General features: G+C 72.1%; 18 protein-coding genes. 6 read left to right on the top strand and 12 right to left on the bottom strand.

Going from position 1 to position 18398, the window contains the following annotated elements; translation table 11 throughout:
- The first annotated feature begins 6 nt into the window (after positions 1-6).
- Positions 7-1053 carry an EamA family transporter gene (locus ACIP4X_RS14325; protein ID WP_391454898.1) on the top strand — a complete coding sequence of 349 codons (1047 nt, stop codon included), beginning with the start codon at positions 7-9 and terminating at the stop codon, positions 1051-1053.
- 383 nt (positions 1054-1436) lie between these two features.
- On the opposite strand, the gene ACIP4X_RS14330 is transcribed toward ACIP4X_RS14325, so the two are convergent.
- Entirely contained in the window at positions 1437-2768 is a 1332-nt protein-coding gene (locus ACIP4X_RS14330) for an aminotransferase class I/II-fold pyridoxal phosphate-dependent enzyme (protein WP_358736543.1), read from the bottom strand.
- Positions 2769-2804: 36 nt separating this feature from the next.
- Here ACIP4X_RS14330 and ACIP4X_RS14335 point away from each other — a divergent pair, with 36 nt between their 5' ends.
- Positions 2805-3488 carry a pyridoxamine 5'-phosphate oxidase family protein gene (locus tag ACIP4X_RS14335; protein ID WP_358736545.1) on the top strand — a complete coding sequence of 228 codons (684 nt, stop codon included), beginning with the start codon at positions 2805-2807 and terminating at the stop codon, positions 3486-3488.
- Between the two features lie 117 nt (positions 3489-3605).
- On the opposite strand, the gene ACIP4X_RS14340 is transcribed toward ACIP4X_RS14335, so the two are convergent.
- The 4 genes from ACIP4X_RS14340 to ACIP4X_RS14355 form a co-directional block, all read right to left on the bottom strand.
- Positions 3606-4565 carry a DMT family transporter gene (locus ACIP4X_RS14340; RefSeq protein ID WP_401348489.1) on the bottom strand — a complete coding sequence of 320 codons (960 nt, stop codon included), beginning with the start codon at positions 4563-4565 and terminating at the stop codon, positions 3606-3608.
- Positions 4566-4746: 181 nt separating this feature from the next.
- Complete coding sequence (locus tag ACIP4X_RS14345) at positions 4747-5745, bottom strand: EamA family transporter (RefSeq protein WP_391454901.1); 999 nt, start codon at positions 5743-5745, stop codon at positions 4747-4749.
- A 112-nt stretch (positions 5746-5857) separates the two neighbouring features.
- Positions 5858-6457: a peptidase gene (locus ACIP4X_RS14350; RefSeq protein WP_401348492.1), complete on the bottom strand. Its 600-nt coding sequence runs from the start codon at positions 6455-6457 to the stop codon at positions 5858-5860.
- A gap of 189 nt (positions 6458-6646) precedes the next feature.
- Positions 6647-7255: a PadR family transcriptional regulator gene (locus ACIP4X_RS14355; RefSeq protein WP_358736553.1), complete on the bottom strand. Its 609-nt coding sequence runs from the start codon at positions 7253-7255 to the stop codon at positions 6647-6649.
- 162 nt (positions 7256-7417) lie between these two features.
- Between ACIP4X_RS14355 and ACIP4X_RS14360 the strand changes: the two genes are divergently transcribed.
- Entirely contained in the window at positions 7418-8227 is an 810-nt protein-coding gene (locus tag ACIP4X_RS14360) for a PhzF family phenazine biosynthesis protein (RefSeq protein ID WP_358736554.1), read from the top strand.
- Positions 8228-8284: 57 nt separating this feature from the next.
- On the opposite strand, the gene ACIP4X_RS14365 is transcribed toward ACIP4X_RS14360, so the two are convergent.
- Entirely contained in the window at positions 8285-9082 is a 798-nt protein-coding gene (locus ACIP4X_RS14365; protein WP_358736558.1) for a type II CAAX endopeptidase family protein, read from the bottom strand.
- A 248-nt stretch (positions 9083-9330) separates the two neighbouring features.
- Complete coding sequence (locus ACIP4X_RS14370; RefSeq protein WP_391454903.1) at positions 9331-10848, bottom strand: glutamate--cysteine ligase; 1518 nt, start codon at positions 10846-10848, stop codon at positions 9331-9333.
- Positions 10849-11414: 566 nt separating this feature from the next.
- Between ACIP4X_RS14370 and ACIP4X_RS14375 the strand changes: the two genes are divergently transcribed.
- Both ACIP4X_RS14375 and ACIP4X_RS14380 read left to right on the top strand, forming a co-directional pair.
- Positions 11415-11999, top strand: coding sequence for a hypothetical protein (locus tag ACIP4X_RS14375; protein WP_358738008.1), 585 nt, complete (start codon positions 11415-11417; stop codon positions 11997-11999).
- Positions 12000-12298: 299 nt separating this feature from the next.
- Positions 12299-12505, top strand: coding sequence for a DUF5999 family protein (locus ACIP4X_RS14380; RefSeq protein ID WP_358738006.1), 207 nt, complete (start codon positions 12299-12301; stop codon positions 12503-12505).
- A 245-nt stretch (positions 12506-12750) separates the two neighbouring features.
- On the opposite strand, the gene kdpC is transcribed toward ACIP4X_RS14380, so the two are convergent.
- From kdpC to ACIP4X_RS14405, 5 genes are read right to left on the bottom strand one after another with little or no spacing between them, the layout of a single operon-like run.
- Positions 12751-13383, bottom strand: coding sequence for a potassium-transporting ATPase subunit KdpC (kdpC, locus tag ACIP4X_RS14385; RefSeq protein WP_358738004.1), 633 nt, complete (start codon positions 13381-13383; stop codon positions 12751-12753).
- A gap of 5 nt (positions 13384-13388) precedes the next feature.
- Complete coding sequence (gene kdpB, locus ACIP4X_RS14390; protein WP_358738002.1) at positions 13389-15512, bottom strand: potassium-transporting ATPase subunit KdpB; 2124 nt, start codon at positions 15510-15512, stop codon at positions 13389-13391.
- Entirely contained in the window at positions 15512-17173 is a 1662-nt protein-coding gene (gene kdpA / locus ACIP4X_RS14395; RefSeq protein ID WP_358738000.1) for a potassium-transporting ATPase subunit KdpA, read from the bottom strand. The genes kdpB and kdpA overlap by 1 nt, the downstream gene beginning before the upstream one ends.
- An 8-nt stretch (positions 17174-17181) precedes the next feature.
- On the bottom strand, positions 17182-17271 hold the full coding sequence (gene kdpF / locus ACIP4X_RS14400) for a K(+)-transporting ATPase subunit F (RefSeq protein ID WP_016434100.1): 90 nt from the start codon (positions 17269-17271) through the stop codon (positions 17182-17184).
- Positions 17268-17426 carry a hypothetical protein gene (locus tag ACIP4X_RS14405; RefSeq protein ID WP_358737999.1) on the bottom strand — a complete coding sequence of 53 codons (159 nt, stop codon included), beginning with the start codon at positions 17424-17426 and terminating at the stop codon, positions 17268-17270. Before ACIP4X_RS14405 ends, kdpF begins: the two co-directional genes overlap by 4 nt.
- A 161-nt stretch (positions 17427-17587) precedes the next feature.
- Between ACIP4X_RS14405 and ACIP4X_RS14410 the strand changes: the two genes are divergently transcribed.
- Complete coding sequence (locus tag ACIP4X_RS14410; RefSeq protein WP_358737997.1) at positions 17588-18145, top strand: hypothetical protein; 558 nt, start codon at positions 17588-17590, stop codon at positions 18143-18145.
- Positions 18146-18398: the final 253 nt, after the last annotated feature.

Consider the following 18398-nt stretch of genomic DNA (forward strand, 5'->3'; position numbering starts at 1 on the left):
ACGACCATGAGCAGAACCCCGTCCGCCTCCCCGCAGTCCCCGCCCGCCCCCGCAGAACCGGCCCGCCGCCCCGTGCACTGGCGGGTCCGTTTCGCCTTCCTGTCGCTGGTCTGGGGCTTCAGCTTCCTTTTCATGAAGGTGGGCACGAACGGCTTCGCCCCCTTCCAAGTGACCCTCGGGCGGCTGGTGTTCGGCACGGCGGTGCTCGCGGTGGCGATGGCCGTGAAGCGGGAGCGGCTGCCGCGCGGCCGACGGACCTGGGGGCATCTGGCGGTCGCGGCGTTCTTCCTCAACGCGCTGCCCTTCTCGCTCTTCGCGTACTCGGAGCTGACGATCCCCTCCACCCTCGCGGGGATCTGCAACGCGACCTCGCCGCTGTGGGGCATGGCACTGTCCCTCGTCGCCCTCTCCGAGGACCGCCCGACGCGGGTCCGGGTCGCCGGCCTCGGGCTGGGCTTCCTCGGTGTGCTGACGGTGCTCGGCGCCTGGCAGGGCTTCCACGGACTGGACGCGAGCGGCACGGCGATGGCGCTGCTGGCCTCGCTGAGCTACCCGGTCGGCTGGATCTACGTCCGCCGCACCCTGGCGGGTTCCACCGAGTCCCACCTGTCGCTGACCGGCGGACAGTTGCTGCTGGCCACGGTGCAACTGGCCATCGTCACACCGCTGTTCACCAGCGCTCCGGACCATCTGCCCGTCATGCCGCTGCTCGCGATCGCCGCCCTGGGCGCCCTGGGCACCGGCTTCGCGATGCTCGTCCAGTACGGGCTGGTCGCGGAGGTCGGTCCGACCACGGCCCAGATGGTCACGTACTTCGTCCCGGTGATCGCCACCGCGGCCGGCGTCGCCGTGCTCGGCGAGAGCCTCACCTGGTCGACGCCGGTCGGCGCGGTGATCGTCCTGGCGGGCGCGGCGCTGACGCAGGCCCGCCCGAAGCGCGGCGGTACGTCCACCCGGCCCGGCACATCCAGGCCGGACCAGGCACCCGCCCCCGCCCCCGCCCCGACGGCTCCCGAGTCACCGGCCCGCCCGGAGCCGGCCACGACGGCCTAGGGACACCTGGGGACCAGGAGGAGCGGTCGTCCCGGACCCGCCGTAAGGCCGGGAGGACCCGGACGCGTCTCACCCGTGGAACCGGGAGAGCCGGACACGGATCCGCCATGGGACCGAGAGGGCCGGACGCGGATCCGCCATGGGACCGGGAGAGTTGGACGCGGCTTCGCCGTGAGACCGGGAGGGCCGGACACGGATCCGTCGTGAAGCCAAGAGGGCCGGACGTCCAACCCCGCCGCAGGACCGAGAAAACCGGACGCCCCGCCCCACCGCAGGACCACGAAGGCCGAACGCCCCGCCCCACCCCAGAGGACCACGAAGGCCGAACACCCGGCCCCACCGCAGGACCACGAAGCCCCGACGCCCCAACGCCCCGACCCTCCCTAGACATAACTCCGCGCCGGCGCCGGGCGCAGGGCCGTTGCCAGGGCGTCCGCGAGCCGCTCGGTCTCCAAGTCCCGCAGGGTGGAGACGGTGATCCGGATGCCGGGCGGGGCGGCCAGCCGGTAGCGGGCGCCGGGGGCGACGGCCCAGCCCGCGTGCAGCAGGCTCGCGACGACGCCGGTCTCGTCCGGCACGGGCACCCACACGTTCATGCCACTGCGCCCGTGGGCCGCGATGCCGCGGTCGGCCAGCGCGCCGGTCAGCAGGTCGCGACGCCGCCGGTAGGCCGCGGCCACCGCGTCCGAGTCCAGGGCGCCGTCCGCCCACAGCCGCACCACGGCGCGCTGGAGCAGGCGGCTCACCCACCCGGGCCCGAGGCGCTGCCGGCCGCGCACCCGGTCGACCGTGGTCCCGTCCCCGGTGAGCACGGCGAGCCGCAGGTCGGGGCCGTACGCCTTGGCGACCGAGCGCAGGAAGGCCCAGTGGCGGGTGGCGCCGGCGAGCGGGTGCAGGGGCAGGTCCACGATGCCGTGGCCGTGGTCGTCCTCGATCAGCAGCGTCTCCGGATGCTCCCGGAGGACGGCCCGCAGGGCACGCGCGCGTGTGGCGCTCACCGCGGCGCCGGTCGGGTTCTGCGCCCGGGCGGTGACGATCAGCGCGCGGGCGCCGTCCGCGAGGGCACGGCGGACGTCGTCGGCGCGTGGGCCCTCGTCGTCGACACCCACCGGCGCCGTGCGCAGTCCCAGCGCGGGCACGAGGTCCAGGGTGCGACCCCACCCGGGGTCCTCGACGGCGACGGTGTCGCCGGGCCTGAGGTGGGCCGCGAGGACGCGCTCCACCCCGTCGAGCGAACCGGACAGGACGGCGAGCGGACCGTCCGGCACCCCGTCGGCGTCCAGCGCGGCACGGGCGAGGCGGGCCAGCTCCGGCTCCACGGCCACGTCCCCGTAGAGCACCGGCTCACGGTCGCCCAGCGCGGCGGCGGCCGCGAACGCGGGTGCCAGCGGCGGCAGCAGCGCCGGGTCCGGGTTGCCGCTCGACATGTCACGCACACCCTCGGGCACGTCCACGCGGACGCTGTCCCGCCCGGTCGTGGCGGGCACGGGCCGCACCCGGCTGCCGCGGCGCCCGGCGGTCTCGATGACCCCGCGCTCGCGCAGGGTCCGGTACGCGGCGGCGACGGTATTGGGGTTCACCGCGAGTTCGGCGGCCAGCTCCCGCATGGGCGGCAGCGGTTGACCCGGCTCCAGACCTCCGGAGCCCACCGCGCGCTCGATGCTCGCCGCGATCTCTGCTGCGCGCCGTCCCTCGATCCGATACTCTCCTAGCACAAAGCAAATTATGCACTAGTGCAATGGAGAACACAAATGCGGGAGACTCAGCCGCCGGCGTCGCCGTCCGCCGCCTACGCCCCGACCGACCGGACCGTTCCCACCCGCTCCGCAGACCGGGCGTCGTACGACAGGGAATTGGTGCACGCCATACTCGACGAGGGCTACGTCTGCCACCTCGGTTTCGTCCGCGACGGCGCGCCCGTGGTGCTGCCGACGCTGTACGCCCGGGTCGGCGAGCGGCTCTACGTGCACGGTTCGACGGGCTCGCGCCCGCTGCGGATGGCCGGCAGGCCCGACCCCGGGCTGCCGGTCTGCCTGACGGTCACCCATGTCGACGGCCTGGTCCTGGCCCGCTCCGCCTTCCACCACTCGATCAACTACCGCTCCGTGGTGGTGCACGGCACCGCCCACCAGGTCACCGAAGCCGAGGAGAAGCGCGCCGCGCTGGACGCGCTGGTCGACCACGTGGTGCCGGGCCGCTCCGCCGACTCCCGCCCCGCCAACACCAAGGAACTGGCCGCGACCGCCGTGCTCCGCCTCGACCTGGACGAGGTCTCCGCCAAGCTGCGCACCGGCGGTGTGAACGACGAGCCCGAGGACCTCTCCCTCCCGCACTGGGCCGGCGTGATCCCGGTCGACAGGCGGTACGGTGCCCCGCTCGCGGCCTCCGACCTGGCCCCCGGCACGGAGCTTCCCGGCTATCTCACGGCACTGTGACGCCGGTTCACGCGTGAGACACGTCCGCATCCCGGGGACAGCCGGGCGGACCCGCCCCGATGACGACCCGGTGGGGTCCTCCCGGTTGGCGGGTCCGTGACGCGGAGCCCTCCGGTCTCAGGCGAGGGCCGGTTCCTCCACCGGCGTCCGCGCTCCCCGCGCCTCCGTCAGCGCGAGGCCCGCGACCGAGCCGAGCATCAGGGCGGTGCCGAGGAGGGTGGCCGGCGTCAGGTGTTCGCCGAGCAGGGCGACGGCCAGCACCGCCGCGCCGACCGGCTCGAGGAGCATGATCACCGAGACCGTGGCCGACCGCACGACGGCCGCGCCCGCGAAGTAGAGCGCGTAGGCCAGGGCCGTGGGGACCGAGGCGATGTACGCCAGCAGCCACAGCACCCGTACGGGATCGCCGGTGTGCGGCACCAGCCCTTCCAGCCCTTCCCGCAGCGCGAACGGCAGCAGGCACAGGCTGGTGACCGCGAACGCTCCGAGGGTCGAACCGGAGTGATCGGCTGCGCCGTCGCGGCCCCACCACCGCGTGAGCAGCGTCATCGCGCAGTAGCCGGCCGCCGAGACCACGGCGAGCAGCACGCCCCACGGCCGTACGGCGGCACCGCCGCTGCCCAGCACCAGCACCCCGAGACCGGCCAGCGCCCCGGCGACGGCGGCGAGGCCGGCCCGGCCGAGCCGTTCGCCCATCGTCAGGCGGGCGCCCAGCGCGATGAGGACGGGCCCGGCGCCGAGGGTCACGACGGTCGCCACCGCAAGTCCGGTGGCCGCCACCGCGGCGAAGTACGCCGTCTGGAACACGGCGAGACCGACGCCGGTGGCACCGGCCCGCAGCAGCCGGCGGCCGAGCGGCACGGGCATGGCGGGCCGCACCCGCGGGCGCAGCAGGCGCGCGACCAGCAGCAGGACGAAGCCGATGGCACAGCGCCAGAAGGAAAGAGCCACCGGCCCGATGTCGCTGGTCCGGTAGACCAGCGAGGCCGCCGCGCCGGCGGTGCCCCAGGCGGCACCGGCGACGATCAGGTAGAGCAGGCCGCGCCCGACGGGCAGGCCGAGAGAAGCATGGGACATGAGTCGTCTCCGCAGAGGTGCAGAAGTTCGGCAGGCAGGACCCCGTCGCTCGGGGTCGTGCGGACTTCCTCTGCGGGCAGCACCGTTCGGCCCGGCTCACCGGCCGGGCACGCTCACCGGAGGCCCGCCTCAGGCGGCCGGAGGCGGAAGAACGAGTGCGTCCGAATGCATGATCCGCACTTTAGGCGGCGGTTCCCCGGGCCGACAACTCCCTTTCCGCCCCGCCGCTCGCCACCGGCTCCGCCGAGCCCTTCGACGGTGTGGAGGACTGTGCGATGAACGCGCCGAGCAGGACGACCGCGCCTCCGACGACCTGCGGGGCCGAGAGGCGCTCGCCGAGCAGGACCCAGGCCAGCACGGTCGCGATGACCGCCTCCAGGCAGGCCACCACCCCGGCGACCTGCGGCGAGAGCCGCCGTACCGAGAGCACCCCGGTGACGTAGGCGAGGACCGTGGCGACCAGCACCACCCACAGCAGCAGGGCGACGGCCGGGACCGACGTGCCGTTCATGTCCGCGCCGTGCGCGAGCACCGACCAGTCCATGCTCCAGGGACGCGCGACGACGGTCAGGACGGCGGCGCCGATCAGCAGCCCGTAGGCGATGACGCCGAGCGGGTTCGGGGCCTCGTCGCCCGCGTCTCCGCCCTGGTCGGAGAGCACGAAGTAGCCGACCTGGCAGCAGGCCGCGCCGAGCGCGAGCAGCAGTCCGAGGACGTCGAAGCTCAGGCCGGACCACACCTCGACGACGCAGGCGAGTCCGCCCGCCGCGAGGACCACGCCGAAGGCGGCGGCCCGGGTGACCGGCCGCCGCTGCACGAACCGGACCCAGCCGAGCACCAGGGCGGGCGCCAGGTACTCGATGAGCAGGGCGACCCCGACGGGTATCCGGGAGAGCGCGGCGAAGTAGCAGGCCTGGACACCGGCGACGGCGAGCAGGCCGAACCCGGCGAGCAGGGCGGGGCGGGTGCGCAGCAGCGCGCGGTGGCGCACCGCGAGCGGCAGCATGACCAGGGCCGCGCCGGTGGCGCGCAGCCACACCACGTGCAGCGGGTCGAGTCCCGCCTCGATCAGCGGTTTGGCCGCGACGCCGGAGCCGCCGAAGGCGACCGCGGACACGAGCGCGAGACCGAGCCCGACACTCTTGCCGGAACGGCCCTGACTGATCTGAGTCTTACGCACCGGCACATGATGACAGGCGATGACATGAGCGTCACCTTCGATGGCACCTGTCTCATCGCGTGGACGGCGCCGGCACCGGACATGCCGGGCAGAAGAGCTGGAACCACCCGTCTCAGCGGACGGGCCCGCCGTCCGTCACGTACTCCCCCGGAGACTCCTCGGCATCGTTCTCCAGCCGCGCGGCCAGCTCCCGCGCGTCGATCGCGGTGCCCGTGAGCACCTCGACGGCGCGCGCCCGCGGGTCCGCGACGATCGCCGCGAGCAGGTCCCGGCCGCGTGCCACGTGGTCGCCGCGCCGGGCGGCGCGCTCGCAGGCGTGCTCCACGGCGGCGCCGGCCGCCGGAGAGAGACCGCCGGCCTCCGTCACCACGGGCAGGTCGCCCGAGTCCTCGACCGCGCCGTGCCAGCGCAGGCCGTATCCGATGCTGCGCTGCACGAGGTAGCCGAGCAGCCGGGCGAGCTGCGGTCCGCCGTCGAACACGGCGCGCACCTCGGGGTCGGACTCCAGGAGCGTGTGCAGCAGGTGGGCGGTGTCGGTCTGCCGGTCGCCGTCCCGGATCGCCCTCCTGCGGGCACCGGCGACCACCGCCGCCAGTTCGGCGCTGAGCCGGGCGTCGTCGTCCGGACGGAGGGCGTCCTGCCCGGAGGGCGGCTGCCGGGGAACACTGGATTGCACATCGTCCAGCTCACCAGCCTCTCCGGCTCCGGTCATCCCCGGCGGGGAGCATTTCGGCGTCCCACGGAAAGTGGACCCGAGGGGATGAAATCTCCTCCTTACGGAGGAGATCGGGACGCATCCCCACAGCGGCTCCCCGGGGAGCGCACAGACACGCGGGACCCGGGACCCCCCGATACGGAGGGGTCCCGGGTCCCGTTGCGGGCCGTCGGACCTCGTCGGCCGTCAGTGCTCGTCGGCGAGGATGAGGTACAGCTTCTTGCGGGCCTCGTTGATGACGCCGAGCGCCTTCTCGCGCTGCTCCTTGCTGCCGGTCTTCCACACCTGGCCGAAGGCCTCCATCAGACCGAAGCCGGCCTGCCGGATCTCACCGAGGGCCTCCCAGTCGACACCGCGCGAGGCCTCCTCCCAGGGCGCGTCCGGCCCCTCGTCGGCCGCGGTACGGCCCGCCTCGGTGAGCGCGAACAGCTTCTTGCCGCCCTCGCTCTCGCTGACGATCAGGCCCTCGTCCTCCAGCAGCTGGAGGGTGGGATAGACCGAGCCGGGGCTGGGCTTCCACGCGCCGCCACTGCGCTCGGCGATCTCCTGGATCATCTCGTAGCCGTGCATGGGCCGGTCCTTCAGCAGGGCCAGGATCGAGGCCCGTACGTCACCGCGCCGGGCCCGCCCACGCGGTCCGCCGCGCCCTCGCCCGCCCCAGTGCCCCGGGCCGAAACCGGGGCCGAACCCCGGTCCGCCCGGACCGAAGGGCCCGAAGGCCGCCCGGCGCTCCTCGAAGCCGCCGCGGTCACGCCGAGGACCGCCGTGCCCGTGCTCGTATCCGTGGGTACGCATCGCAACCACTCCATTCCATCGTTGATCCGTCGCGATGCCTCAACGATATATCGGAACAGTTCGTTTGGCCAGCCCCTCCGAACTGCGGCGTTCCCCAATTCGAGGCCGCCGGCCCCGGATTGGCCTTGGTCCGCCGTTCGCCGGAGGCCGTACGGTCGGGGCATGCGGATTCGAATCGTCGACGCCTTCACCGACCGTCCCTTCGCCGGCAACCCCGCGGGGGTGCTGCTGCTGGACGCCTTTCCCGGGGACGACCGGCTGCAGAAGGTGGCGCTCGAGGTCAACCACGCCGAGACGGCCTTCGCCCACCGACTGCCCGAGGGCGGCGAGGCCGACTGGGCGCTGCGCTGGTTCACGCCCGCCACCGAGGTCGCGATGTGCGGTCACGCCACCCTGGCCACCGCCCATGTCCTGCGCACGACGGGTGCCCACGAGGGGCCGGTGCGGTTCGCCACCCGCAGCGGGGTGCTCATCGCGAGCCCGGCCGGCGACGGCGCGATCACCCTGGACTTCCCGACCGCCCCGCTCACCGCGGTCGACGTCCCCGACGGGGTCGCCGGGGCCCTCGGTGCCGAACCCCGCACCGCCCACGACACCGGGGTGAACGTCGGCGACCTGATCGTGGAGCTCGCCGACGAGAAGACCGTCCGCGGTCTCGCCCCCGACCACAAGGCCCTCGCCGCCTACTCGGCGCGCGGCATCATCGCCACCGCCCGCGCCGAGGATCCCGCCCGGGGCTACGACTTCGTCTCCCGCTGCTTCTTCCCCAACGTCGGCATCGACGAGGACCCGGTGACCGGAAGCGCCCACACGGCCCTGGCCCCCTACTGGTCCGAACGCCTCGGCCGCACCGGCCTCACCGGACTCCAGGCCTCCGCCCGCTCCGGCCTCGTCCGCACGGAACTGCGCGGCGACCGCACCCTGCTCACCGGCCACGCCGTCACCGTCATCGAGGGCGACCTGCTCGTCTAGGAACACCGAGGGGGCGTACGACCGTGTCGTACGCCCCCTCGCAGGCTCCCGTACCGCTCACGCCGTCGGCAGCCAGCCCACCTTTCCGGCCAGCAGGGCGTAGCCCACGAACGCGCCGATGTCGAGCAGGGAGTGCGCCACGACGAGCGGGCCCACGCGGCCCCACCGCCGGTACAGCCAGACGAAGACCACGCCCATCACCATGTTGCCGACGAAGCCGCCGACGCCCTGGTAGAGGTGGTACGAGCCGCGCAGTACGGAACTGGCCACCAGCGCGGTCCCCGGGGTCCAGCCCAACTGCCCTAGCCGGCGCAGCAGATAGCCGACGACGATGACCTCTTCGAGGACGGCGTTCTGCAGCGCGGACAGGATCAGCACCGGGAACTTCCACCACACGGCGGGCAGCGCCTCGGGCACCACGGTGAGGTTGAAGCCGAACGCGCGGGCGGCCAGGTAGAAGGCGATTCCGGTGCTGCCGATCACCGCCGCGACCAGTGCCCCGCGGCCGAGGTCCGGCCAGGGGCGGGTGCGGTCGAAGCCGAGTGTGCGCAGGCTGCGCCCCTCACGCAGTAGGAAATGGGCGACGAGGGCCACGGGGATCAGGGCGGTGGCGATCCCGAAGAGCTGCCAGGCGAGGTCGAGCCAGGGGCGGCCCGGAGCGGCGGAGGCGTTGAGGGTGGCGGCCTGGTCCTTGAGCCCACCGGGCTTGGTGACCGAACCGACGAAGCTGATCAGAGCGGACACGCCGCTCGCCCCGAGCGAGAGCCCGAGGACGAGCAGCGTCTCGTCGCGCAGGATCCGCCGCGACAGCCGCTCCTGTGGTTGCGAGTCGCCCACCGGCTGTGACTCCGCCAGCACACCTGCCTCCAGTTCGGTCGTCCCGCCACGGGGCCCGCCACCCCGCCGCACGGGTACGGCCGGATTCCGGCACGGGTGCGCACGCGCGGCGCCACCGTCGTGGGACGTCACAGCTTGCCCGATCCCTCCCACGGGAGCACGAGTGCCCCCCGCCCACGGCGAGGCGGCATGGCGGCACGGCCGACCGGGCCCCCGCGGATCCCCGGCACAGGGGATCCGCGGTCGCCGGGGAACGGGCGCCGGCCCTAGCCTGCCGGAACCGGTTCCGGCAGGCCGATCGGCCAGGTGTGGGCCGGCTCGCCGAGCTTCGTCAGCTCGCGGTAGCGCCGGGTGGTGGCCGCCAGGGCGGCCTCGCGGCCCAGTCCCTGCTCCAGGGCCCGGTGGAAGGTGGCGGCCTGCCACTCCGCGCCGTTGGTCCGGCGCCTGCACCGCTCCTCGATCACGCCCAGGTACAGGTCCCGGTCGGCGCGCTCCACGCCCCAGGCGCGCAGTCCGGCCTCGGCGAGCGGGAGCAGCTCGTCGCGGACGAGCGTGACGGCGTCGACCTCGGCCGTGCCGGAGTGGCGCCCGCGCCGGGGCCAGGTGAACCGGGCGTCGATGCCGTGCCGGCAGGCGGCGTCGAAGTTGGCGGCCGCGGCCTGGAAGGGCAGCCGGGTCCACACCGGCCGGGGCTCCTCGGCGAGGGCGCGCACGAGGCCGTAGTAGAAGGCCGCGTTGGCGATCACGTCGGTGACCGTGGGTCCGGCGGGCAGCACCCGGTTCTCCACGCGCAGGTGCGGCACTCCGTCCGCGATGTCGTAGACGGGGCGGTTCCAGCGGTAGATGGTGCCGTTGTGCAGGACCAGCTCGGCCAGCTTGGGCACGCCGCCCGCGTCCAGCACGTCGAGGGGGTCCTCGCCGTCGCAGATGGGCAGCAGGGCCGGGAAGTACCGCAGGTTCTCCTCGAAGAGGTCGTACGCCGAGGAGATCCACCGTTCGCCGAACCAGGTGCGCGGCCGCACACCCTGGGCCTGGAGCTCGGGCGGGCGGGTGTCGGTGGACTGCTGGAACAGCGGCGGCCGCGACTCCCGCCACAGCTCCCGCCCGAAGAGGAACGGCGAGTTGGCGCCGACGGCTATCTGCGCGGCGCAGGCGGCCTGAGCCGCGTTCCACACGTCCGAGAAGCGCTCCGGGGTGACCTGGAGGTGCAGTTGCACGGAAGTGCAGGCGGCCTCGGGCGCGATGGACTTCGAGGTGCAGGTGAGATGCTCCACGCCGTCGATGTCGAGGGTGAACTCCTCTCCGCGGGCCGCCACGATCTGATCGTTCAGCAGCACGTAGCGGTCGACGTCGGAGAGGTTGGAGGAGACCAGGTCGTCCCGGCCGAGGGTGGGCAGAATGCCGATCATCGCTATTCCGGCGTCCACCTCGCCGGCTTTTCGGTCGGCATATGCCAGTGACGTGCGCAGTTCCTCGGCGAGCTGGTCGAATACCCGGTCGCCCAAGCGGTGTGGAGCGATGTTGACTTCCAGATTGAACATGGCGAGTTCTGTTTGGAAGTCCCGACTCGCGATGCGCTCGAGAACTTGCGCATTCAGCATTTTCGGCATGCCGTCGGGGCCGACCAGATTCAATTCGATCTCCAGCCCCATGAGGTTCTTCGGCCGGTCGAACCTCTTCTCGTCCAGCAACCGCTCCAGCCCGGTCAGACACCGCCGCAGTTTGTCGCGGTAGCGGTTGCGGTCCGACAGGTCCGGCTGGCCGGCGACGACCTTCTCCCCCATCGCAGCGTCCCTCCTCGCAGGGCGGGCCGAAGATCCGGCCGCCGGGGTCCCGGTCAGGTGGTCAGGTGGGATGATGCCCCGCCAACGCGATCGATAACGTCCCGCCACCGCCTCGCACCGACTACTCTGGAGCTGTGTGACCGGAGGCACATTCACGGGGCATGCGGCAGCCAGCAGATTCGGGTACCCCATGAAACTCGTGAAAAACGCCGACAAGATCAGGCCGACCGCCATGCGGGCACAACCCGAGGTCATCGCGATACGGCTCACGCGGAGCAGGGATGATTCCCGATTGACTCCGGCCGAATAGGCTCTTGCCGTTCACATCGAAAACAGCTAGGCGAAACACCACCTGAACATTTGTCGTATAAACTCTGCTCCACGGCAGAAGTTGGCACCCACAGCCCTGAACCCTGTCAGGAGCCCGTGAGGGAGGCCACGCCCCCGCACCCCCCGCTCACCCGAGCCCGGCCCCAGCCTCCTCCTGCCCTGAGAGCTGACAACGCCGTCCGCACCCAGCCCGCCCCCTCGCGCCACCGTGCCTGTCGAATGAGAGGCGACCCACCATGCCGCTGCATGTCCCCCCGGCTCCCGCGCCCGCCCTGCGCTCCGTTCTCACGGCACTCGGTTCCCCCACCGCGGTCCGCGAGGCCGGATCCCCCGCGCTTCGCTCCGCCCAGGAACCCGCGACCCCCGAACTTCCGCTGCCGGTGCACGTCCTGGACCGGATCACCCCCGAGGGCATCACCGCGACCAGGCTGGCCGGATGGCGCTTCCTCATCCGCTGCGGCGACCACGCGGTGGCCGCGGCCGAGACCGTGCTGACCCCCGACGGCTGGACCTTCTCGCACTTCTTCGAGGGCCCCTACGTCACCTCGACCGAGCGCGCGTTGCGCCAGGCGGATGCCCTGGGCCAGCCGTACCAGCCGCGTCTGCTGTCCATACCCAGCCTGTACATGCTCACGTTGTGGCTGCACGGCGACCTCTCCGACGACGGCACCACCGGCCACCCGGCCGCCACCGACCTACTCGTGCCGCTCGCGCCGGCCCCGCCGGGCATCGCGGCCCACCTTCCGCACCGGGTCGCCGACCTGCTCCCGGTCCTCACCCACCGGGTGACTCCGATCCGGCTCATGAGCTCCCCCGCCTGACCTCCCGCCGCCGATCGGCGTCGTACCCCGCTGCCGGAGAACCCCGGCGGCGGGGTACGACCGCGTTCGCGACCAGGGGTCCCATCGGACTAGCCCCGTCCGGCCAGTGCGAACCATCCCAAGAGGTGGTGCGGCCGGGGTGAACCGCTCGTGCGTGTGACGCGTCTCCAACCGGTGAGAAGCGGTGCTGCGAAATCCCTGCGGAATCAGGCCCGTGGGGGAACACTGGTTTCGGACCGACTCGACAACGGGGGGCGGCCATGGACAGCGATCACACGACAGAGCGAAAGATCCCATCAATGTGCCAGCACCAGCCACCGTGCCCGTCAGCCGACTCCGCCGACCGGGAATCCGCACGTCTCGTGGCGCACCACCCGGAGCAGGGCTGGAGCCTGCTGTGCAACGGCGTCCTGTTCTTCGAGGACACCGGTGAGCTCCTGCCCGACGGCCAGATCATCGCCCCGCACCGTCCGCCGGGCGCCGACCGGGTGGTGACCGCCGCCTAGCACCACCGGCGGATCGCCCAGCACCACCGGGCGGATCACGGGAACCGCCCACGGATCATCAGGGGCCGGCGCGCACTCGCGCGAACCGGCCCCGACGCGTGTCCGGGGACGGCCACTCCCGGTGTCCGGCCGGTGACACGGTCGGCGCTTCCGGGTGCCACACCCGAAGGCGGTCAGTCCGCGGCCGCGGGTTCCGGATGCCGCGGCCGGTAGTCGAACCAGTCGAAGAGGACGTGTGAGGAATGTCAGTGGCCCGTGGTCAGCTCCCTGAGTGCGACGTTGAGTCGGAGGACGTTCACGCGCGGTTCGCCGATGAAGCCGAGGGTGCGGCTCTCGGTCTGCTCCCGCACCAGGTGCTCGACCCGCGCGACGGGCAGGTGGTTGCGTTCCGCCACCCGGTGCGCCTGGAGCAGCGCGTAGGCCGGGGAGATGTCCGGGTCCAGACCCGAACCCGAGGAGGTCACGGCGTCGGCCGGCACCTGGGAGGGCTTCACCTTGTAGTCGGACGTGGAGTTGACCCTGACGACCTCGGCCCGTGCCCGCTCGACCGCCTGGACCAGCTTCGAGTTGTTCGCGGCGAGGTTGGTGGCGCCGGAGACGATCAGCTTGTACTGCGTGTTGAGGGTGTTCGCGCTCAGCCCGGCGGCCGGGCGCGGCTGGAAGTAGTCGAGGCCGTAGTGCTGTTGCCCGATCAGGGACGAGCCGACGACCCTGCCGCCCTCCCCGACCTCCGAGCCGTTGGCCCGGTGCCCGAGGAAGGCCTGGGCCACGCCCGTGACGACGAGCGGGTAGACGACACCGGTGAGCAGGGTCAGCACGAGCAGCGCCCGCAGGCCCGCCGCCAGTTGACGGCCGGTGTTCACAAGGGACTGGTTCATGTGCGTCAGCCGATCCCGGGTATCAGGGAGATGAGCAGGTCGATGAGCTTGATGCCGATGAAGGGCGCGATCAGCCCGCCGAGGCCGTAGACGGCGAGGTTGCGGCGGAGCATCCGGTCCGCGCTCGTCGGCCGGTAGCGCACACCCCGCAGGGCGAGCGGCACCAGCGCGATGATGACCAGCGCGTTGAAGACGACCGCGGACAAAATCGCCGAGTCGGGCGAGGACAGCCGCATGACGTTCAGCTTCTCCAGGCCCGGGTAGACCGCGGCGAACAGGGCCGGGATGATCGCGAAGTACTTCGCCACATCGTTGGCGATGGAGAACGTCGTGAGCGCGCCGCGGGTGATCAGGAGCTGCTTGCCGATCTCGACGATCTCGATCAGCTTGGTCGGGTCGGAGTCGAGGTCGACCATGTTGCCGGCCTCCTTGGCGGCCGACGTACCGGTGTTCATGGCCACGCCGACGTCGGCCTGGGCCAGCGCGGGCGCGTCGTTGGTGCCGTCACCGGTCATCGCGACCAGCTTGCCGCCGCTCTGCTCGCGCCTGATCAGCGCCATCTTGTCCTCGGGCGTGGCCTCGGCGAGGAAGTCGTCGACACCGGCCTCGTCCGCGATCGCCCGGGCGGTCAGCGGGTTGTCGCCCGTGATCATGACGGTCTTGATGCCCATCCGGCGCAGTTCGGCGAAGCGTTCACGCATACCGTCCTTGACCACGTCCTTGAGGTGGATGACGCCGAGTACGCGGGCGCCGTCCTGGTCCTCGGCGGCGACCAGCAGCGGTGTGCCGCCGGCCGCGGAGATCTCCTTCGAGAGGCGGTCGGTGTCCTCGGCGATCCGCCCGTTGCGCTCCTGGACCCAGGCGATGACAGATCCCGTCGCGCCCTTGCGGATCCTGCGGCCGTCCACGTCCACGCCGGACATCCGGGTCTGGGCGGTGAACGCGATCCACTCGGCCCCGGCGAGCTCGCCCTGGTGCCTTTCGCGCAGCCCGTACCTCTCCTTGGCCAGCACCACCACGGAACGGCCCTCGGGGGTCTCGTCGGCCAGCGAGGAGAGCTGGGCGGCGTCCGCCAGCTCGGCCGCGGTGGTACCGCGCACGGGGACGAACTCCGCGGCCCGGCGGTTGCCGAGAGTGATCGTGCCGGTCTTGTCCAGCAGCAGCGTGGACACGTCGCCGGCGGCCTCCACCGCCCGCCCCGACATCGCCAGCACGTTGCGCTGGACCAGCCGGTCCATGCCGGCGATGCCGATGGCCGACAGCAGGGCGCCGATCGTCGTCGGGATCAGGCAGACCAGCAGGGCGACCAGCACGACCATGGTCAGGTGCGTGCCCGCGTAGTCGGCGAACGGCGGAAGGGTGGCGCAGGCGAGGAGGAAGACGATCGTCAGCGAGGCGAGCAGGATGTTCAGCGCGATCTCGTTGGGCGTCTTCTGCCGTGCGGCGCCCTCGACGAGGCTGATCATGCGGTCGATGAAGGTCTCGCCCGGCTTGGTGGTGATCTTGATGACGATACGGTCGGACAGGACCTTGGTCCCGCCGGTCACCGCGGACCGGTCGCCGCCGGACTCGCGGATCACCGGCGCCGACTCCCCGGTGATGGCGGACTCGTCCACCGAGGCGACGCCCTCGACGACGTCCCCGTCGCCGGGGATGACGTCGCCCGCCTCGCACACGACGAGGTCGCCGATGTGCAGTTCGGTGCCGGGGACCTCGGTGCCGTCCACCCGGTGCGCGATGGTGTCCGTCTTGGCCCGGCGCAGGGTCTCCGCCTGCGCCTTGCCCCGGCCCTCGGCGACCGCCTCGGCGAGGTTGGCGAAGACGACGGTCAGCCACAGCCAGGCGGTGATCGCCCAGCCGAACCAGTCGCCCGGCCGGGTGAGGGAGAACGCGGTGGTCAGCAGCGAGCCGATCCACACCACGAACATCACCGGTGACTTGATCATCACCCGCGGATCGAGCTTGCGGCAGGCGTCGGGCAGTGACCTGACCAGTTGCCGGGCGTCGAAGAGACCGGCACCGACCCGGCTCGCGCCGGACGGATGCCCGGTGGGCACGTCGCTGTGGGGTGCCCGGGCCCTGGTGACTGCGGACATGGAGTCCTCGTGGTTCTCTGTGGAGGTGGTCATCACGCCAGCCCCTCGGCGAGCGGGCCCAGTGCGAGGGCCGGGAAGTACGTCAGTCCGACGACGATCAGGACGGCACCCACCAACATGCCGGTGAACAGCGGCTTCTCGGTGCGCAGGGTGCCCGCGGTGACCGGCACCGGCTGCTGTGCGCCCAGGGAGCCGGCCAGGGCGAGGACGAACACCATCGGCAGGAAGCGGCCGAGCAGCATGGCCAGCGCGGTCGTGGTGTTGAACCAGCCGGTGTTCGCGTTCAGGCCGGCGAAGGCGGAGCCGTTGTTGTTCGCGGCCGACGTGTAGGCGTAGAGCACTTCGGAGAATCCGTGCGCGCCCGGGTTGAGCGCCGAGTGCGGCGGGGTCGGCAGGGCCATCGAGAGGGCGCTGAACACCAGCACCAGCGCCGGGGTGATCAGGATGTAGACGGCGGCCAGCTTGATCTCCCGGGAGCCGATCTTCTTGCCCAGGAACTCGGGGGTGCGCCCGACCATCAGACCGGCGATGAAGACCGCGATGACGGCCAGGATCAGGATGCCGTACAGGCCGGAGCCGACGCCGCCGGGCGCGATCTCGCCGAGCATCATGCCGAGCATCGCGATCCCGCCGCCGAACCCGGTGAGCGAGGAGTGCGCGGCGTCGACGGCGCCGGTCGAGGTGAGCGTGGTCGACGCCGCGAAGATCGAGGAGGCGCCGATGCCGAACCGGACCTCCTTGCCCTCCATCGCGCCGCCCGCGATCCGCAGCGCGCCCTCGTGGTGGGCGAACTCGGTCCACATCAGCAGGGCGACGAAGGCGAGCCAGATGGTGGCCATCGCCGCGAGGATGGCGTAGCCCTGGCGGACCGAGCCGACCATGACGCCGAACGTCCGGGTCAGCGCGAAGGGGATCACCAGGATCAGGAAGATCTCGAAGAGGTTGGAGAACGGGGTCGGGTTCTCGAAGGGGTGGGCGCTGTTGGCGTTGAAGTAGCCGCCGCCGTTGGTGCCCAGTTCCTTGATGGCCTCCTGGGAGGCCACCGCCCCGCCGTTCCACTGCTGCGTGCCGCCGAGGAACTGGCCGACCTCGTGGATCCCGGAGAAGTTCTGGATCACCCCGCAGGCCACCAGCACGATCGCGGCGACCGCGGCCAGCGGGAGGAGGATGCGCACGGTGCCGCGCACCAGGTCGGCCCAGAAGTTGCCCAGTTCCCCGGTGCGGGACCTGGCGAAGCCGCGGACCAGGGCGACGGCCACGGCCATGCCGACGGCCGCCGAGACGAAGTTCTGCACGGCCAGACCGGCGGTCTGCACCACGTGCCCCATGGTCTGCTCGCCTGCGTACGACTGCCAGTTGGTGTTGGTGACGAAGGACGCGGCGGTGTTGAAGGCCTGCGCGGGGGCGACGGAGCGGAAGCCCAGCGAGAGCGGCAGCACGCCCTGGATCCGCTGGAGCAGGTAGAGGAAGAGGACGCCGGCCAGGGAGAAGGCCAGCACGGCGCGGATGTACGCGGGCCAGCGCATCTCCGTGTCCGGATCGGCGCCGGTGGCCCGGTAGATCCATCTCTCGATCCGCAGGTGGCGCCGTCCGCCGTAGACGCGGGCCATGTAGGTGCCGAGCGGAACGTAGGCGAGCGCCAGTGCGGCCATGAGGGCGAGGAGCTGGAGCACTCCGGCGAGTACGGGACTCATGAGGCGGCTCAGAACCTCTCCGGGAAGATCAGGGCGAGGACGAGATAGCCCAGCAGGGCGACGGCCACGACCAGGCCGACGATGTTCTCGGCGGTCACAGCTTCGTCACCCCCTTGACGGCGAGGGCCACGAGCGCGAACACCGCGAGCGTGACGACGACGAAGGCCACATCGGCCATCGCGAACTCCTGGAGTGAGGACGAACGGACATCAACGATTCGAGGAAACGACCTCCTCTGCCCGATTCCGACCACTGTTGACGGCTCTCATACGGCGGCACACCCACCCTTGACGGACCCCTGACGACGCGCCACCGGGCTGCGGCGGCCGGGTGGCGTCAAGAACCGGCCCGGGCGCGTCAGGGGCGTGTCAAGGGCAGGTGCCGAAGCTCTCCGGGGGCCCTAACGTCGGACACATGGGACTCCGCGACGACGAGCGAGCCGGCACCGAACCGGTGCCGCGGGAACCCGGTCGCGCGGCCCGCGTCCACCCGTGGGCGCGGGAACTGCGCACCTCGGTCTGCTGCTCCGTGGCACTGCTCGCCCTGCTGCTCCTGATCGACTGGGGCACGGGCAGCCTCACCTGGTGGCGCGGCGTGCTCTGGTTCACGCTCGCGGCGCTGCTCTTCGTGGTGCTGTGTCCGCCGCGGGTCCGCGCCGGCCGGGGCTGGATCGCCTCCCGGTCGGTGCTGCGCAGCCGCCTGGTCCGTACCGACCTGCTGGTGTCGGTGCGCGCGGTCGACGGTGTCTGCCGCCGGCTGGTGCTGCGGGACTCCCTCGGCGGGCGGGTGGAGCTGGATCCCGAGATCCTGGTGGACCATCCCGACGTCTGGTACCGCCTCGACGAGGACGCCCGGCACTGCGTGGCCGCCGGTCGGCTCCGGTGCGGGACGGACGAACTGCGCGACATCTCCGAGCAGGTGGACCGGGAGACCGCGCTGGCGGTGTTCCGGGTCTCGGGACTGGAGTCATGACGCTGGGTGTCCGCCGCGGGTTCGGCCGCCGTCTCTCACCCGGACGGCCCAGAGCGTGGTAAAACCTGCGTGTCCGCTGGTCATGAGGTGACATCGGGGTCGCCACGGCCACCCCTGCCGGAAGGTTGACGCCTGCTCGCACGGGTACTCGTGAGCCCCTGCGTCACTCTCCGCATACGCTGGTGACCCGTCCGCGTGACGGCCCGGTCCGGGACCGGCCGGTCCGGCACGCGAGCCACACCTCAGGAGCAGG

This window comes from Streptomyces sp. NPDC088817 (genome assembly GCF_044750345.1).
In the GTDB taxonomy this organism is placed as follows: domain Bacteria; phylum Actinomycetota; class Actinomycetes; order Streptomycetales; family Streptomycetaceae; genus Streptomyces.

What these genes read in the sequence shown, in the direction of transcription:
- ACIP4X_RS14375 (WP_358738008.1), top strand. Translation starts at nt 11,415, where the DNA reads ATGCCGCTGCATGTCCCCCCGGCTCCCGCGCCCGCCCTGCGCTCCGTT.
- ACIP4X_RS14325 (WP_391454898.1), top strand. Translation starts at nt 7, where the DNA reads ATGAGCAGAACCCCGTCCGCCTCCCCGCAGTCCCCGCCCGCCCCCGCA.
- ACIP4X_RS14370 (WP_391454903.1), bottom strand. Translation starts at nt 10,848, where the DNA reads ATGGGGGAGAAGGTCGTCGCCGGCCAGCCGGACCTGTCGGACCGCAAC.
- kdpA (WP_358738000.1), bottom strand. Translation starts at nt 17,173, where the DNA reads ATGAGTCCCGTACTCGCCGGAGTGCTCCAGCTCCTCGCCCTCATGGCC.
- ACIP4X_RS14360 (WP_358736554.1), top strand. Translation starts at nt 7,418, where the DNA reads ATGCGGATTCGAATCGTCGACGCCTTCACCGACCGTCCCTTCGCCGGC.
- ACIP4X_RS14380 (WP_358738006.1), top strand. Translation starts at nt 12,299, where the DNA reads ATGTGCCAGCACCAGCCACCGTGCCCGTCAGCCGACTCCGCCGACCGG.
- ACIP4X_RS14410 (WP_358737997.1), top strand. Translation starts at nt 17,588, where the DNA reads ATGGGACTCCGCGACGACGAGCGAGCCGGCACCGAACCGGTGCCGCGG.
- kdpC (WP_358738004.1), bottom strand. Translation starts at nt 13,383, where the DNA reads ATGAACCAGTCCCTTGTGAACACCGGCCGTCAACTGGCGGCGGGCCTG.
- ACIP4X_RS14350 (WP_401348492.1), bottom strand. Translation starts at nt 6,457, where the DNA reads ATGACCGGAGCCGGAGAGGCTGGTGAGCTGGACGATGTGCAATCCAGT.
- kdpB (WP_358738002.1), bottom strand. Translation starts at nt 15,512, where the DNA reads ATGACCACCTCCACAGAGAACCACGAGGACTCCATGTCCGCAGTCACC.
- ACIP4X_RS14340 (WP_401348489.1), bottom strand. Translation starts at nt 4,565, where the DNA reads ATGTCCCATGCTTCTCTCGGCCTGCCCGTCGGGCGCGGCCTGCTCTAC.
- ACIP4X_RS14335 (WP_358736545.1), top strand. Translation starts at nt 2,805, where the DNA reads ATGCGGGAGACTCAGCCGCCGGCGTCGCCGTCCGCCGCCTACGCCCCG.
- ACIP4X_RS14355 (WP_358736553.1), bottom strand. Translation starts at nt 7,255, where the DNA reads ATGCGTACCCACGGATACGAGCACGGGCACGGCGGTCCTCGGCGTGAC.